This window comes from Paramicrobacterium salitolerans (genome assembly GCF_051513965.1).
GTDB lineage: Bacteria > Actinomycetota > Actinomycetes > Actinomycetales > Microbacteriaceae > Paramicrobacterium.
Genome location: NZ_CP195847.1, coordinates 1,131,417 through 1,146,859, shown reverse-complemented (window position 1 = coordinate 1,146,859; position 15,443 = coordinate 1,131,417). Strand labels below are relative to the sequence as shown.

The following is a 15,443-nucleotide window of genomic DNA, read 5'->3' as shown; positions in this document are numbered from 1 at the left end:
GTCAGGGTTCCACCTGCCTATCTGGGAACGTCGGGTGTGTGACCCGAGAAGGGGCGGATGCTCGATCAGCATCCGCCCCTCATCAGTGCTCTACTTGTGGATCGGTGCGTAGCGGAACTTGAACGATGCGTCGAGAGTGATGCCCTCGACGTCAGCGCCCGAGACCGCGATCTGCGCGCCCTGCAGATACGGGAGCGTCGGCAGCGTCTTCGCCGCGACATCCTGAATCTGGCTGATCAGGTCGGCACGGGCATCCTGGTCAGACTCCACGAGCTGCTGATCGATGAGCTTCTGAACCTCTGCGTTGTCGTAGTGGTTCAACAGGAAGTTGTCCTTGCTGAAGAACGGCTGCAGGTAGTTCGCCGCGTCTGAGTAGTCGGGGAACCAGCCCAGCTGGTACATCGGGTACACGTCGGAGGTGCGGTCCTTCGAGTACTGCACCCACTCGGTCGTCTGCAGGTCGACGCTGAACAGACCGTCTGCCTCGAGCTGCGACTTGATCAGCGCGTACTCGTCGGCCGACGACGGACCGTAGTGGTCGTTCGAGTACTGGATGCTGAGCTTCACGGGCGTCTCGATGCCGGCGTCTTCGAGACGCTGCTTGGCCTTGTCGGCATCCGGTCCGCCCTCGCCGTCGCCGTAGAGTCCCTTGAGTGACTCGTTGGCACCGGTCAGGCCCTCGGGAACGTAGGAGTACAGGGGCGTATAGGTGTCCTTGTACACCTGCTTCGCGATCTGCTCACGGTCGATCAGATCGGCCATCGCCTGGCGCACGGCGAGCGCCTTGGCCTCATCAGCGCCCTCTGCCTTGGCTCCGAACGGCATGGTGTCGAAGTTGAACACGATGTAGCGGATCTCACCACCCGGGCCCGACGTCACCTTGACCTTGTCGTTCTTCGAGAGGTCCTCGACGTCGGTCGCAGACAGGCTGCGGTACGCGACATCGATGTCGCCCTCCTGAACGGCGAGCTTGAGGTTCGAGGACTCCGCGTAGTACTTCACGTTCACGACCTCGTTCTCGGCCTCGCCGAGAATGCCCTTGTAGTCGGGGTTCGCCTTGTACTGGATGAGGTTGTTGAAGTCGTAGCTCTCGATCGAGTACTGACCGGCGAAGGCCTTGCCGTCGACGATCTCCTTGTCAGGAGTGAGCTCGTCCTTCGAGAAGACATCCTCATCGACGATCGGGCCCGCGGGGCTCGAGAGCACCTGCGCGAAGGTCTGGTCGTTCTCGCTCTTCAGGTGGAAAACGACCGTGAGGTCGTCGGGGGTCTCGATGCTGTCGAGGTTGTTGAGAAGCGAAGCCGGACCGTTCGGGTCGTTGATGCTCACGATGCGGTCGAAGCTGAACTTCACATCGGATGAGGTCAGTTCGTTGCCGTTGGCGAACGTGAGACCGTCCTTGAGTTTGACCGTGTAGTCGCTCGGTGAGGTGAACTCGGCAGATTCCGCGATGTCAGGCTCGACGTCGGGGCTGCCATACGGCGTGTTCATGAGGAACGGATAGATCTGGTTCATGACGGCGAACGAACCGTTGTCGTAGGAGCCGGCCGGATCGATCGTCGTGATCTTGTCGGTGGTTCCGATGACGATCGCGCCGCCGCCGTCGGAGCCGCCGTCACCGCCCGAGCCGCCGGAGCAGCCGGCGAGGGTCAGTGCAGCAACTGCCAGTCCCGCTGTGGCGGTCAGCACACGTCTGGGTGTGGATTTTGCGGATGCCATGCTGGTACATCCCTTTCTCCTGTGGGGGGGGGTACGTCGCCAGCACGGGTTGTCCAGCGACGCTGCTGTACTTCACTTTCCTAGCACACCTGGGTCAGGCCACGGGCTCCCCGTGGAGATGTGCATCCCGATCGTAATCTGATGGGAAAGAAAAAGCCTTTCAGGAGTGATCCTGAAAGGCTTTCTTCATGTTGTGACCCCAGCGGGATTTGAACCCGCGTTACCGCCGTGAGAGGGCGGCGTCCTAGGCCGCTAGACGATGGGGCCGGAAAACAACTCAATGAGTATGGCACAGGAAGACTGATGTCGACAAATCGGCGCCGTTTCCCGTGTTTTTCGGGCGTGTCGGGCGTGATTTCAGGCGAGGACGGCGAGCGCGCGAGGCAGCACAGTCACGGTCACGGGGAGGGTTCCGAGGCGCTCTCCGTCCGCGTAGGCATCGACGGCGGGGCCGGAGATGCTGACGTCATGCACACGCGTCACGTCGATCACCTCCAGAGCCGTGTGCGTCCCCGCGAAGACCCTCGGAAAGAAGGCCAGCAGCTTCAGCCGGCCGAGCGGCGCGACGGTGACGACGTCGAGGCATCCGTTGGAAAGGTCCGCATCGGGAGCGATCATCATTCCCCCACCGATGTAGCGGTTGTTAGCGATGGTCACGAAGGTGACCGGGCGAGCATCGCTGCCGTGCGAACCGATGATCGTCACCTCGAGCGGGCGAAGTCCGAGAAGCTCTTTCAGCGTGGCGATGACGTAACGGAGTGCTCCCCTGGGCCGACGCATCGCGTTTGCCCGCGCATTCACGCGAGCGTCGAATCCGACGGACACCGCCCCGGCGAAACGCCGTTCCCCCTGAGGAGTCTCCGCGAGACCGAGATCGATGTGACGGATGCTGTCGGCGCGCAGCCCCGCGAGGATCCGAGCGGCGGCGGCATCCGGTTTCTCGCGAGAGATGCCGAGACCGCGCGCCAGGTCATTGCCTGTGCCCGTCGGCACGATCGCCAGGGGAACGTTCGAGTCGCCGAGGGCGTTGATCACGATGCTGACGAGCCCATCTCCGCCCACGGCGACGACCAGATCCGGTCGCATCGAGATCTCGCGGCGCAGGGCTCCCGAGAGCTGTTCTGCGCTGCTCTCCACAATCGTTATGACCGAGGCCCCGCCGGACGCGAGCTCCTCGGCGACGCGGAGCCCGACCATCGCATAAGCGCCGAAGCTCGACGCCGGGTTGATCGCCACGGCAATCCGCGGCTCGTCATGAGTCACAGGGCCGATTATCCCAGCAGAGCCGTGTCGCGAGTGTCGGTCGCCTTGCGACGCTCCCCGACCAGCGCAAGACTGACGATATGAAACTCACGAAGCTCGAACACGCGGCGTTCATCGTCGAAGAAGACGGGGCACGACTGATCGTCGATCCGGGTGCCTACACGGCCCCGCTGACAGACCCCGCGGGCACTGTGGCCGTCGTCATCACGCACGAGCATCCTGATCACTGGACACCAGAGCAGCTGAGGCGGGTGCAGGCGGTCAGCCCGAACGTCAGATTCTTCGGGCCCGCAGGCGTCGCCGCATCGGCTTCCGACTTCGATATCACCGTCGTCGAACCGGGCGAGGAGATCGCTGTCGACCCCTTCACCCTGCGCTTCTTCGGCGGCAAGCACGCCGTCATCCACCCGTCCATCCCCATCGTCGACAACGTCGGCGTGCTGATCAACGATGCGGTGTACTACGGCGGAGATTCCTTCACCGTGCCCGAGGGAGTCGACGTCGACGTGATGGCAGTACCCGCCGGCGCCCCCTGGCTCAAGATCAGCGAGGTGATGGACTTCGTCGCGGCTGTCTCACCTCGACGAAGCTTCCCGACTCACGAGATGGTGCTGTCGAACATCGGCAAAGGACTCTCAAACGACCGGATCCGCGGCGTCGTCGAGGCGACCGGTGGAAAGCATCACGCGCTTGAACCCGGTGACACGATTGTCGTCTGATCTCAGCCGTTCGCCGGCGCCCTGAGGGCTGCGCGTCGCCACGCTTCGAGGCGGCGACGGGCCTCGACACGCCCGAGCTCGGTCCGAGCCGTGGGGTTCGACCAGTACCAGCGCAGCGCGGTGAAGGCGGCATCCGGCGGAACGTCGAGCGTGTCAATCGGCACATACTGCACGCCGTCGGGGCGCCCCTCGTCCACACGGTACGAGATCACGATCATCGGCACGCTCGAGTCACGTGACAGATCGAGTACCTTCGTCTCGACGGACGTGATGCTGGTCCACGGCACCTCGAGGTCGCGACCCGGAACATGGACGGCCACACCGTTGCGGCCAAGGGCAAGCCCGCTGAGGCGTCGGCCGACGGTTTCGCTCCGTGCATTCCGCGAGTACATCAGCCACGTGACCCACCAGCCGACACACGCGGCCGCGAGCGCGAGCACGCCGGCGATGACGAGCTCGATCGAGCCAGCATCCTCGTTCTGCTTCGGGAAGACCCCGAAAAGCTGACCGAAACCGGCGATGAAGACCGCTGTCGCACCGAGCGAGAACCAGGCGAAGGCGACGATCGTCGACCAGCCCAGCCGCCTGGTCGGCGCGAGATGAACCCATGAGTCCGCCGGTGGACGAACCGCTCTCGTCATCACGATCGCATTGATGAAGCGGAAGCGCCCCGACTGGCGCTGCGTTCGTAGACGCCCAATGGCAATGAGCACGAGTGGACCGAAGAAGCACAGCGCGATGACGCTCCCCGTGAGATTCCCCTCCCTCAGAAGGGACGAGATCGCAGACACAGCCATCAGCGTCGCGACCACGGCTGCGGCGATGATGATCGTGCGCGACGATCGCCGTCGCGTCCGACCGTGTCGTACGACACGGTCAAGCGTCGCGTGTGCTTCTGCGTCGAGTCTCGAGCGAGTGAGCTCCGAAGGATCGGCGTCCATGTTACGACGATAGCGCCGTAACGGCGCGTAATGCGGCTGCTTCAGAGCGCCGGGCGTGCCTAATCTCGTCTCTGCCACATGCCGCACGCAGAAAGTCACTGAGATGTCACGCAATTCCGAAACCATCACTCCCCCAAGCCGGCTGCGCCGATGGGCCTCCTCGTTCAGCCTCCAGGTCGCGGCCGGGCTCGTGCTCGGAGTCGCAGCCGGACTCATCGCCGCGGGAATCGGCCCTGTCAGCGACGACGAGCCCAACGCGCTCACTACGACGCTCGACACCATCGGGGGCGCCTATGTCGGCCTGCTCAAGACCGCGGTCATCCCGCTGATCGTCACCGCCATCATCTCGAGCATCACCAACCTGCGGCATGTGTCGAACGCGGCGCGACTCGCTGTGCAGACTCTGCTGTGGTTCGCCATCACCGCGTTCATCGCCGTGTCCATCGGCATCGCCCTCGGCATCACCGTACAGCCCGGCAATCACGCGGTCTCGGGCGAGCTCGAAGAGTCGGCACCATACGCCGTCGGCAGCTGGTGGAACTTCCTGATCGGGCTCATCCCCAGCAATATCCTCGGTCTCGACGTCTCGGCGCACGCAGGAGCAGACGGTGCCATCGAGGCCAGCGCAGGATTCAACGTTCTTCAGGTGATCGTGGTCGCCGCCGCGATCGGAATCGCCGCGCTCAAAGTGGGCGCCAAGGCGGAGCCATTCCTGACATTCAACGAATCGCTGTTGAGCATCGTGCTCAAGGCGCTCTGGTGGATCATCCGCATCGCTCCCATCGGAACCTTCGGCCTCATCGGGCACGCTGTCGCCGCGTACGGCACTCCGACACTCAGTGCGCTGCTCTGGTTCGTGGTCGCGATCTACGCGGGCCTTCTCATCGTCCTGTTCGTCGTCTATCCGATCCTTGTGAAGAGCCACGGCCTGTCGATCAAGCAGTACTTCAGTGGTGTGTGGCCTGCCGTGCAACTCGGCTTCGTCAGCCGCTCATCGATCGGCACACTTCCGCTCACTCAGCGCGTTACGGAACGCAATCTGGGTGTGCCACGCGCGTACTCCGCGTTCGCAGTGCCGCTCGGCGCGACCACAAAGATGGACGGATGCGCGGCCATCTACCCAGCGATCGCCGCGATCTTCGTCGCGCAGTTCTACGGCATCGAGCTCTCCATCTGGCAGTACGTGCTCATCGTCGTCGTATCGGTCGTCGGCTCCGCAGCGACGGCGGGGACGACGGGCGCAGTCGTCATGCTCACGCTGACCCTGTCAACCCTCGGCCTCCCGCTCGACGGCGTCGGCCTTCTGATGGCCGTCGACCCGATCATCGACATGGGACGCACCGCGCTGAACGTGGCGGGGCAGGCACTCGTTCCGACTATCGTCGCGAAGCGCGAAGGCATCCTGGACCTCGACCTGTACAACGCCTCACGAAAGGGCGTTCCCTTCAGCGAGAGTGAACCAGCGGATGCCGCAGAGCACCCAGCCGACACAGGTCAAACGACTGAGACGAAGCACTCAGCTGAGAAGGAGACGGTTCGCGACTGAGCTCTCTGGGGAGTGGGGCACGGCGTCCTGAGCGCCGTGCCCCACTCTCGTCAGCCCAGGTTCGGGGTCGTACTCACCCCATCGATGCTTGCGTCATAAACGCCCCAGGCACCCGTTCGGTCTTCCGCTGCCGTCTTGCGCGTCATGCCGAGTCGTTCTGAGAAACAAAAAATCCCCACGCTCTGCGTGAGGATCTTCGAGCTGGGGTACCTGGACTCGAACCAAGAACAACTGAACCAGAATCAGCCGTGTTGCCAATTACACCATACCCCATGGCATCTTCCAGCCGGAGCTGGAACCAAGAGACAACTTTAGCCCACGCACGTGGTCCTAGCCAAACCGAGCGAGGCCGGGCGTGTCTTCTATCCTCGCCTTTCCAGCGCGAGGTCGTGCGTGATCGTGGCTGAGACGACGACACCCGCGCCAGCGGCAACGGCGATCTGCTGGGGCCCAGGCGGCGTGATGTCCCCTGCGGCATACAGCCCGGCGACCGATGCCCTCCCTCGCGGGTCGACGATGAGAAGACCTTCTTCGTCTCGAACAGCGCCAAGCTCCGTCAAGAACTCCAGTCGCGCCCGCCAGGTGGGGCGCATGAACCCTTTGCTGAAGGCCAACGTTCGCCCGTCGCTCATCGCGAGCCCCGTCATCACACCGTGAGCCCCGGTGACCTCGGTCACGGGGGTCCGATCGACGCACACGCCGACCTCAGCGAGCGCTGCCTCCTCGGCATCCGTCACCCGCGCGACACCGTTGGTCAGCACCGTCAGATCGTCCGTCCACTGGAGTGCCCGCCAGGCGTGCCACGCAAGATCGTCAGTCTCACCGACGAGCACGAGCGGCTCTCCGCTCTTCTCCCAGCCGTCACACTCGAGACAGCTGTGCAGCGCCGTGCCGTAGAACGCCCGAGCGTTCCCGATATCCGGGAGAATCTCTGCGAGTCCCGTGGCGACGACGACTCTCTGTGCGTGAACATCACGATCAGGAGCCCCACGGACCCCGCTCGCAATGATCCGGAAGCCACCCGAGACTCTGGTGACCGCCTCAACACGCGCGAACTGGACCTCACCGTTCTCATACGCCGTCACATCCTCACGGCCGAGACGACGCAGGTCAAGAGGAGAGATGTTGTCGCGGGTCAGAAATCCGTGGGCGAAGAGCGTCGCTGCGTGCCGCGGGCGGTTCGAATCGAGCACCAAGACGCGGAGTCGCGCACGTACGAGGTTGAGGGCCGCAGAGAGACCGGCTGGTCCCCCTCCGATGACGACGACATCGTAGTCCGTGGGTCTCACTCCCCCAGGTGCGCCGCCAGACGCTGCAGGCGCGCGAGCGTGTCGTCTTTGCCGAGGATCTCCATCGACTCGAACAGCGGTGGCGAGACGCGGCGACCTGAGACGGCGACGCGAAGCGGCCCGTACGCGATGCGAGGCTTGAGGCCCATGTCGTCGACGAGCGCCGCGGCAAGCGCCTGCTGCAGCGCGTCGGTCGACCAGTCGTCGACGTCACGCAGCACCGCGAGGGCGGCATCCAGCACCTCTGACGCATTCTTCGGCAGCGATTTCAGCGCATCAGGCTGGAACTCGTACCCGTTCGCGTCGGTGAAGAGGAATCCGACCATTCCCGGCGCTTCACTCAGCAGCCCGACGCGGGTTTGGATGAGCGGAGCGGCCTTGGCAAGGATCTCCCGCTGCTGCTCCGTCGGCTGCTCCGGCAGCACCTCGGCGGCCGAGAGATACGGAATGCAACGTTCGGCGAAGTCCTGCACCTCAAGCATCCTGATGTGGTCGCCGTTGATCGACTCGGCCTTCTTGACGTCGAATCGTGCCGGGTTCGGGTTCACGTCTGCGATGTCGAAGCGCTCGACCATCTCGTCGAGCGTGAAGACGTCGCGGTCAGCGGAGTAGCCCCAGCCGAGAAGCGCGAGGTAGTTGTCGAGCCCCTCCGGGATGAAGCCGCGGTCGCGGTGGTGGAACAGGTTCGACTCGGGGTTGCGCTTGGAGAGCTTCTTGTTGCCGTCGCCCAGCACCGTGGGCAGGTGGCCGAAGTTCGGCACGAACGTCGTGAGTCCGACGTCGATGAGCGCGCGGTACAGCGCGATCTGACGCGGGGTCGACGGAAGAAGGTCTTCGCCGCGGAGCACGTGCGTGACGCCCATCAGCGCATCGTCGACCGGGTTGACGAACGTGTAGAGCGGCTTGCCGTTCGGACGCACGACGACGAAGTCGACGAAGGATCCGGCCGGGAAGGTGATGTCGCCGCGCACGACGTCGGTGAACGACAGGTCTTCGTCCGGCACGCGCAGTCGGAGCGCCGGCTGACGCCCCTCGTCGCGGAACGCCTGACGCTGCTCGTCCGTCAGATCGCGGTCGCCGTTGTCATACCCGTGCTGCGCCGGACGCCCAGCGGCGACGTTGCGCGCCTCGATCTCCTCCGCCGTCGAGAAGCTCTCGTACAGGTGACCGGAAGCCATGAGCTTCTCAATCACGTCTGTGTAGATGTCACTTCGCTGCGACTGCCGGTACGGCGCGTGAGGACCGCCGACGTTCACGCCCTCGTCCCAGTCGATGTTGAGCCACGCGAGCGCGTCGAGGATCTGCTCGAAGCTCTCCTCGCTGTCGCGGGCGGCATCGGTGTCTTCGATGCGGAAGATCAGCTTTCCGCCGGTGTGACGCGCATACGCCCAGTTGAACAGCGCGGTGCGGATCAGACCGACGTGCGGGGTGCCGGTCGGCGACGGGCAGAACCGGAGACGCACATCGGAGCCGGAAGCGGACGAGAAGGGGTATCTATCTGCGAGTGACATCGCCTCAATCTTAGTCGAGGTGATGTCGGATGCCGCTGTCAGCGACGTTCGTAGAGCCGCTTGTGCTCCGTCACACCGGCGAACCGCACATCCCCGGTCGATTCGTCCGCTGTCGCGAAGTCGCCGACGCGGTCGAAAGCGATGTGCCGCAGTCGGTAGTCCTCGTAGCCGATGAGACGTCGCTCTTCGAGCATCCCGTCAAGGTGCCCGGCACGCAGCTGCTCCTTGTAGCCGGAGACGAGGGTGCCCGCGAAGAATTCACCGACGGCACCGGAGCCGTAGCTGAAGAAGCCGATGCGCTCCCCCGCGAGGTCCGGACCGTTGTCGAGCAGTGAGAGGAATGCGAGGTAGATGGATGCCGTGTAGCTGTTGCCGATCCGTGCGTTGTACTGCGTCGTGCCGTCGAGACGATCGACCTCAGGCGCAGAGCCGTCTGTCGCAATCCGGTCGAGACGTTGCTGCGCCTTCGCGGCCATGCGCGTGAACGGCTGGTGGTAGCAGACCCTCGAGATCGTCGAGTAGTCGGCGCCGCCGCCCTCACGATAATCGTTCCATGCGCCCTCGAGCGCCTCGAGGTACACCTGCACGGAATACCGCCCGTCCACGAGCGCGGTGCTGCGGTCGTTGGGCCGCCAGAAGTCCATGACGTCGTCGGTCCAGAGACCCGAGACCGGCTCGATCTCCAGCACAGACGGGTCCTCCGACACGAGCATCGCGACGGCCGCCGCGCCCTGGGTCGCCTCGCCGCTCGACTCCAACTCATAGCGGGCGACGTCGCTTGCGATGACGAGCACCCGCTCGCCGGGGCGCCGTGCCACGATGCCGAGCGCGAACTGGAGCGCCGCGGTCGCCGAGTAGCACGCCTCTTTCAGCTCGACCACGCGCACGTTGTTCGGCAGCCCGAGCACGCCGTGCAGGAACACGCCCGCCGATTTCGACTGGTCCACACCCGATTCCGTCGCGAAGACGATGGTGCGGATGCCGTCGGTGCCGTGGCGCTCGATGATGGGAGCGACCGCCCGAGCGGCCATCGTGACGATGTCTTCGTCTTCGGTCGTCAGGCTCATCTCGGTCTGACCGATTCCGCGGTGGTACTTGCCGACGTCGATCCCCTGGTGATCGGCGAGGTCCGCGAGCGGAAAGACGAGGCTTCCCGTCGCCGCCGAGATGTCGTGGATGCCGATGCTCATCGTGTTTTCCTTTCAAACTGAAGATGCGCGGCCATGAGCTCGCCCGGGTTCGTCTGCGCCGCCATGAGCGACAGCTCCCCGCAGAGCACCGTGGCGGCACAGAGAACTGCGAGTCGCCGCGCGTTGTCACCCGGGTCCCGCGTCTCCGCGCATCCGAGTCGGGCAAGGTTCTCCGTCACGAAGTCGAGCCCCTTGCCATTGCCGACCGAACCGACGATGAGGTTCGGGATAGTACATGAGAAATAGAGATCGTCGCCGCGCGCCTCCGCGTGTGTGAAGCCCTGCGAGCCTTCGACGATGTTCGCTGCGTCCTGTCCGGTGGCGAGGTAGAACGCAAGCAGCATGTTCGCGTAGTGCGCGTTCGCCGAGCGGAGGCTGCCGGCGACCGCTCCCCCGATCAGGTTCTTGCGCACGTTGAGGTCGGCCATGCGTTCGGCGCTCGTCCGCAGTCGCCGACGCAGGATCTCCTCGGGGATGAGGATCTCAGTGACGACGTTCTTTCCTCGTCCGAGAATGCCGTTCACCGCGGACGTCTTCTTGTCCGTGCAGTAGTTGCCCGAGATCGAGCTGTATCGCAGCGTGGGCTCGGCCTGAAGGATGTGCGCCATCAGCGCGTCGGCCGCGAGCGTCACCATGTTGTGGCCTGACGCGTCTCCGGTCGTGAACTCGAAGCGAAGGAACAGCAGGTTGCCGACAATCTGATGGTTGACCTCGACGAGCGACGCGAACCGGCTGGTCTCGGCGACCACCGCCTGCAGAGCCGCCAGATCGGCCTCGAGTCGACGCGCCGCGGTCAGGGCGGCCTGCGCGTCATCCGCTTCGAAGAGCACGGAGCGAGCCATGCGATCGTCGATGAGCGTCGCACGGATGCCGTCATCAACGAGCGTCGAGACGTGCGCGCCGCGTCGCACCGATGGCCACAGCGTCGTCTCGTAGGTGGCGAGCGGAACTTCCTGCTCGTCGTTCACGACGTTGCCGGTGACGCGCACGGGGCCAAGCCACCGCAGCGGCACAGAGGCATAGAGCATCTCGTCGGTCATCGGTCTGTCCTCCTCGTGTTCGTGCCGCGCGACGCGTACGGGCGGATGTCGATGCCGCGCGCCTCGCAGAACTCGCGAACCGCACCGCCGATGATGACATCGGTCTCTGTGAGCGTCGCCGGGGATGCCTGGCCGAGCAGCGCCGTGATCGATCGGATCTGATCGAGCCAACCCGTGATCTCTGCGATGAGCGCATCGATGCCCTCGTCGCGCAGCACGCGGAGGAAGCCTCCGGCGACGCCGACGGCAGCGGCGCCAAGGCTCAGCGCCCGCACGGCATCCAACGGATTTCTCACTCCGCCGGAGGCGAGCAGCGTGACTCCCGCAGCTTCCGCTGCGGAACGCGAGTCGAGCAGACCGGCGATGGCGGACTGCCCCCAGCCGGACAGCGTGCTGAAGTCTGCGCCGGTGCGACGCGAATTCTCGATGGCGGCGAAATCGGTTCCGCCCCGACCGCTCACGTCGACGATGCGCACACCCGCGCCCGCGAGCGTCGTGACGGTCTCGCGGCTCATGCCGAAGCCGACCTCCTTCACGATGACCGGCACATCGAGAGCGCTCACGACGCGCTCGATGTTGCCGAGCCAGTGCGAGAATGCGCGGTCGCCCTCCGGCATCACGACTTCCTGCACGCTGTTGACGTGGATCTGCAGCGCATCGGCCTTCAGGAGTCCGACGGCCTCGCGGGCCTGCTCCGGCGACGCATTCGCACTGAGGTTCGCGAGCACGACGCCGTCAGGGTTCTGCTCGCGCAGCACACTGAAACTCTCGGTCGTCTCGCGGTTGCGGAACATGGCGCTCATCGACCCCGAGGCGATGGGGATGCCGGTCTCACGAGCGACGATCCCGAGGTCGCGATTCACGAGCGCGGTCTCGGCACTGCCGCCCGTCATGCCGTTGATGTACAGCGGAACCGGCCACGTCAGCGGGCCGACGCGCACCGAGAGGTCGACGTCCGCGAGGTCGTATGCGGCGAGCGCATGGTGAACGAAGCGAACCTCGTCGAAGTCGTTGCGGCGGTCCCGAGCACGGTTCTGCTCTGTGGCGAGCCGAACATGGTCGTCTTTGCGATCACTGGTCATCGAGCTGTCCTTCCGCGGGATGCACCGCCAGCGCAAGGTGGCGAATGTCGCTGAGCTCCCACTTTCGCAGAAGCGCCGACACATCGGCATCCCTGTCGGCGAAGACGATGCCGCAGTCACCGCCGCCTGCGCCAGACGACTTCGCAGCCGCCCCGATCGCCTCGGCCGAGTCGCTGAGAAGCCTCAGCTCAGGAGTCTGGATGCCGAGCGTCGCCGCATCGTCGAGTGCGGCGAGCGTGCGTCTCGCCCCTCGGATCGCCTCCTTGATGCGCTCCGGGTCGTCCGCGTCGAGCCCCGCGATGAGCTCGTCGACGTGGTGACGGCTCTGCGCGAGGAAGTCTGCGTAGTGGATCTCTTCTCGCCACCGGCGATCCTGGAGGCTGTCGACCAACCGCGACGTCGATGCCGGCTCGCCCGTCCATCCCACGATGAGCTGCAGCGAACTCGGGGCCGTGAGTCGGCGGATGCCGAGGCCCTCCCAGTCGTGCTGGAGCGCGGCGAGGACGCCTCGCTCGTTCAGCAGCTGAAGCACCTCTGCGCGGTCGGGAGCAGAGTATGCGATCCAGCCGCCGAAGGTGCTCGCGGCAAGGTCTCCTCCGGACGCGTGCGGCGACACGGGGATCGTCGCGAGCACGGCGAGCTTGTAGCGCTCGAGATGGGTCAGCTTCAGATCGTAGAACTCGTCGAGTGCGGCGATGGTGGCCACCGTCACAGCGGCACTCGACCCGAGGCCGAACTTGCGCCCGGAAACGTCGTCAAGCTCGCTGGAGACCGTGAGGTCATAGAACCGCGGCGTGACGCCGCGCTCGGAGACGAGGCGCTCCACCGTGGCGATCGACGACAGGATGTAGTCGACGGGGCGGAGGTCGTGGTCGATGACGATACCGCCGGAGTCGCGGTACCAGACGAGAGGCTGACGGCCATACTGCTCAGAGTGGATGCTGCCTTTGCCCACGCTCGGTGTGAGGTCGACGCGCACGTACCGGTCGACGGCGACGAGCACAGACGGATTGCCCGGTTCGACGACCGCGTATTCGCCGGCGATGTAAAGTTTGCCCGGAGCGCGGACCGTGATCATTCAGCCTCCTCTTCGACTAGGCGAGCGCCCGTACCAGTGTGCGCCACGCGATATTCCGCGTTCGGCACGATCTCAGCGAGCCGGTTGGAGACGGCCTGAGCATCGTCAGCGCGGCAGAGAACCTTCACGTTCGGACCGGCGTCGGCCGTCGCGTAGCACTCCAGACCGGAAGCACGGAGCTCCCCCACCGCATCGAACAGGGCGATGCTCGCGGCGGTGAGATAGCGGACGGGCGGAACGGCGCCGAACATGCTCGCGTGCATACGCAGCGCGCTCTGCTCCGTAAGCTCCCCGAGGAGCGTGAAATCCCCCGCGTCGACAGCGATCGACATCTGCTCGAGAAGTGCTGCATTCGACTCGACCCACGCGGGGAAATACGGTGAGGTCGCGATGGTGCGGCGCATGGCCTCTCGACTCGACACGCTCTTGCGCGCCGAGCTCACAACCGCGACGACCATGCCCAGATCGGGGCCCGCCCACGCGAGCGGCTCAGCGAACGAGGTGTCATCGCTGTCTCCGGCGTTCCATCGGACCAGTCCCCCGAAGATCGAGCGGCACGCAGAGCCGGACCCGCGACGGGCCAGTCGCGAGAGCAGCGCGCCGTCGGCGCTGAGTCCGTAAGCGTCCGCCGCAGCGGTCGCAAGAGCTGCGAACGCCGCTGCAGACGATGCGAGGCCAGCCGCCGTCGGCACGGTGTTCGTCGATGACACGGCCGCGTACTCACGTCGGCCGCTCGCCTCACGAACGAGATCGAGCACGGTCGTCACCCGCGCAGCCTCGTCCGACGTGAGGGTCTCTCCATCGAGAACGACGGAGTCCTCATCAGCGTCGGTGAGAGACACCGTTGTCGTTGTGGGGAAGACATCCAGAGTCATCGAGAGGCTGCCGGTCGCCGGCAGGATCAGCCGCTCGTCGCGTTTGCCCCAGTACTTCGCGAGAGCGATGTTCGGGTGTGCGGTCGCCGTGCTCACGCGGCATCCTCCTCTCGTGCGGAGACCGGCCACACGCCTCGGGCGCCCGCGTCGGCGAGAGCCTGCGCGAGCGCGGGGACCTCCGCATCAGACGGCGCGAGAGCGATGATGCATCCGCCTTGGCCGCCTCCGGTCAGTTTCGCACCTACCGCACCGGCGTCGCGAGCGGCTTGCACAAGTCGGTCTAAGTCTGAACTGCTGACGCCGAGCTCGCTGAGGATGCCGTGGCAGACGTTCATTCGGGCACCGAGAGTCGCGGTGTCGCCGTCCCTCAGATCGGCGCGCGCGTCACGCGTCAGCTGAGCGATCTCGTCGAATGCTGAATCGACGGCCTGAGGGTTCTGCTCTCGACGGCGGCGAACCTCGGCCACCGCTGTCGATGTGCGCCCCGGGGCCCCGGTGTCCGCGACGACGAGCCCGGCCACACCCTCTGACGCCAGCGGCGAGGCCTCACCGTGATCGAACCAGATCGGTCCGTCTGCCATGGTCGCCCGCGCGTCGAGTCCGCTCGGTGTTCCGTGAGCCACACGCTCCACGTCCTGCACGATGGCGAACTGCTGAGCGGGGGTGAGGTCAGCCTCGTTCAGGCGCGCGACAGCAACGGCGACGGCGTGAGCGACCGCGGCGCTCGAGCCGAGGCCGCGTGCTGCGGGAATGCTCCCCGTGACACGGACGGCGACGCGGTCGTGCGGGAGCCCGAGGTGGTCGAGAGTGCGGCGCAGCGCGATCTCCGCGAGGCGTTCTTTCAGCGTGTTCGTGTCTCCGTCAGCGACCACGGCGCCCGTCTGGTACAGCGTGTCGAGTGTGAGCCCCGCGGGAATGCTGCTCGCCTCCGCGTGGAGCGTCAGCGATGCGACAGGAAACGCGATCGCCGGACGACCGTAGACGACGGCGTGCTCGCCGAGCAGGATCGTCTTTGCATGGGCGGATCCCTCCGCCGTTCGCGCGGGTTGGTGCATGTAGTGCCTTGTCCTGATCTGTTCTCGCCCGTCGGCGTCGACCGGGACTCTCCTCGACATCGAACGGCGCGACTGCCATCACGATGGAGCAAGTTTTCAGCGTACAGCTTAGCGCCACTCAGCTCCGAGAACGGG

At 65.4% G+C, this 15,443-nt stretch carries 13 protein-coding genes and 2 tRNA genes; 2 read left to right on the top strand and 13 right to left on the bottom strand.

The genetic code is table 11. The features are described from left to right. Positions 1-90: 90 nt before the first annotated feature. From ACSAGD_RS05415 to ACSAGD_RS05405, 3 genes are all read right to left on the bottom strand, one after another. Positions 91-1,719: an ABC transporter substrate-binding protein gene (locus ACSAGD_RS05415; protein WP_437584703.1), complete on the bottom strand. Its 1,629-nt coding sequence runs from the start codon at positions 1,717-1,719 to the stop codon at positions 91-93. 194 nt (positions 1,720-1,913) lie between these two features. Continuing rightward, a tRNA-Glu gene (locus tag ACSAGD_RS05410) sits at positions 1,914-1,986 on the bottom strand. Between the two features lie 90 nt (positions 1,987-2,076). Further along, complete coding sequence (locus ACSAGD_RS05405) at positions 2,077-2,982, bottom strand: diacylglycerol/lipid kinase family protein (protein WP_437584702.1); 906 nt, start codon at positions 2,980-2,982, stop codon at positions 2,077-2,079. An 80-nt stretch (positions 2,983-3,062) separates the two neighbouring features. Here ACSAGD_RS05405 and ACSAGD_RS05400 point away from each other — a divergent pair, with 80 nt between their 5' ends. Then, the gene (locus ACSAGD_RS05400) at positions 3,063-3,701 is read left to right on the top strand and encodes an MBL fold metallo-hydrolase (protein WP_437584701.1); all 639 of its coding nucleotides are present in this window, start codon (positions 3,063-3,065) and stop codon (positions 3,699-3,701) included. Positions 3,702-3,703: 2 nt separating this feature from the next. Here ACSAGD_RS05400 and ACSAGD_RS05395 read toward each other — a convergent pair whose 3' ends face one another. Continuing rightward, positions 3,704-4,642 carry a hypothetical protein gene (locus tag ACSAGD_RS05395; protein ID WP_437584700.1) on the bottom strand — a complete coding sequence of 313 codons (939 nt, stop codon included), beginning with the start codon at positions 4,640-4,642 and terminating at the stop codon, positions 3,704-3,706. Positions 4,643-4,745: 103 nt separating this feature from the next. Here ACSAGD_RS05395 and ACSAGD_RS05390 point away from each other — a divergent pair, with 103 nt between their 5' ends. Further along, on the top strand, positions 4,746-6,188 hold the full coding sequence (locus ACSAGD_RS05390) for a dicarboxylate/amino acid:cation symporter (protein WP_437584699.1): 1,443 nt from the start codon (positions 4,746-4,748) through the stop codon (positions 6,186-6,188). A 201-nt stretch (positions 6,189-6,389) separates the two neighbouring features. Here ACSAGD_RS05390 and ACSAGD_RS05385 read toward each other — a convergent pair. The 9 genes from ACSAGD_RS05385 to mvk form a co-directional block, all read right to left on the bottom strand. Continuing rightward, positions 6,390-6,461, bottom strand: a tRNA-Gln gene (locus ACSAGD_RS05385). A gap of 89 nt (positions 6,462-6,550) precedes the next feature. Next, positions 6,551-7,477 (bottom strand): NAD(P)/FAD-dependent oxidoreductase, encoded by a 927-nt coding sequence (locus tag ACSAGD_RS05380; RefSeq protein WP_437584698.1) that lies wholly within the window; start codon positions 7,475-7,477, stop codon positions 6,551-6,553. Then, a complete protein-coding gene (gene gltX, locus ACSAGD_RS05375; protein ID WP_437584697.1) occupies positions 7,474-8,988 on the bottom strand; it encodes a glutamate--tRNA ligase in 1,515 nt (504 codons plus the stop codon). The genes ACSAGD_RS05380 and gltX overlap by 4 nt, the downstream gene beginning before the upstream one ends. A gap of 38 nt (positions 8,989-9,026) precedes the next feature. Next, the gene (locus tag ACSAGD_RS05370; protein WP_437584696.1) at positions 9,027-10,178 is read right to left on the bottom strand and encodes a hydroxymethylglutaryl-CoA synthase; all 1,152 of its coding nucleotides are present in this window, start codon (positions 10,176-10,178) and stop codon (positions 9,027-9,029) included. Further along, on the bottom strand, positions 10,175-11,218 hold the full coding sequence (locus tag ACSAGD_RS05365; RefSeq protein ID WP_437584695.1) for a hydroxymethylglutaryl-CoA reductase: 1,044 nt from the start codon (positions 11,216-11,218) through the stop codon (positions 10,175-10,177). Before ACSAGD_RS05365 ends, ACSAGD_RS05370 begins: the two co-directional genes overlap by 4 nt. Continuing rightward, a complete protein-coding gene (gene fni / locus ACSAGD_RS05360; RefSeq protein ID WP_437584693.1) occupies positions 11,215-12,300 on the bottom strand; it encodes a type 2 isopentenyl-diphosphate Delta-isomerase in 1,086 nt (361 codons plus the stop codon). Before fni ends, ACSAGD_RS05365 begins: the two co-directional genes overlap by 4 nt. Continuing rightward, positions 12,290-13,378 carry a phosphomevalonate kinase gene (locus tag ACSAGD_RS05355; RefSeq protein WP_437584692.1) on the bottom strand — a complete coding sequence of 363 codons (1,089 nt, stop codon included), beginning with the start codon at positions 13,376-13,378 and terminating at the stop codon, positions 12,290-12,292. The genes fni and ACSAGD_RS05355 overlap by 11 nt, the downstream gene beginning before the upstream one ends. Then, the gene (gene mvaD, locus ACSAGD_RS05350; RefSeq protein ID WP_437584691.1) at positions 13,375-14,349 is read right to left on the bottom strand and encodes a diphosphomevalonate decarboxylase; all 975 of its coding nucleotides are present in this window, start codon (positions 14,347-14,349) and stop codon (positions 13,375-13,377) included. Before mvaD ends, ACSAGD_RS05355 begins: the two co-directional genes overlap by 4 nt. After that, entirely contained in the window at positions 14,346-15,308 is a 963-nt protein-coding gene (gene mvk, locus ACSAGD_RS05345; RefSeq protein WP_437584690.1) for a mevalonate kinase, read from the bottom strand. Before mvk ends, mvaD begins: the two co-directional genes overlap by 4 nt. Between the last annotated feature and the right edge of the window lie 135 nt (positions 15,309-15,443).

What these genes read in the sequence shown, in the direction of transcription:
- fni (WP_437584693.1), bottom strand. Translation starts at nt 12,300, where the DNA reads ATGACCAGTGATCGCAAAGACGACCATGTTCGGCTCGCCACAGAGCAG.
- ACSAGD_RS05395 (WP_437584700.1), bottom strand. Translation starts at nt 4,642, where the DNA reads ATGGACGCCGATCCTTCGGAGCTCACTCGCTCGAGACTCGACGCAGAA.
- ACSAGD_RS05400 (WP_437584701.1), top strand. Translation starts at nt 3,063, where the DNA reads ATGAAACTCACGAAGCTCGAACACGCGGCGTTCATCGTCGAAGAAGAC.
- ACSAGD_RS05365 (WP_437584695.1), bottom strand. Translation starts at nt 11,218, where the DNA reads ATGACCGACGAGATGCTCTATGCCTCTGTGCCGCTGCGGTGGCTTGGC.
- gltX (WP_437584697.1), bottom strand. Translation starts at nt 8,988, where the DNA reads ATGTCACTCGCAGATAGATACCCCTTCTCGTCCGCTTCCGGCTCCGAT.
- ACSAGD_RS05355 (WP_437584692.1), bottom strand. Translation starts at nt 13,378, where the DNA reads ATGATCACGGTCCGCGCTCCGGGCAAACTTTACATCGCCGGCGAATAC.
- ACSAGD_RS05415 (WP_437584703.1), bottom strand. Translation starts at nt 1,719, where the DNA reads ATGGCATCCGCAAAATCCACACCCAGACGTGTGCTGACCGCCACAGCG.
- ACSAGD_RS05390 (WP_437584699.1), top strand. Translation starts at nt 4,746, where the DNA reads ATGTCACGCAATTCCGAAACCATCACTCCCCCAAGCCGGCTGCGCCGA.
- mvk (WP_437584690.1), bottom strand. Translation starts at nt 15,308, where the DNA reads ATGCACCAACCCGCGCGAACGGCGGAGGGATCCGCCCATGCAAAGACG.
- ACSAGD_RS05370 (WP_437584696.1), bottom strand. Translation starts at nt 10,178, where the DNA reads ATGAGCATCGGCATCCACGACATCTCGGCGGCGACGGGAAGCCTCGTC.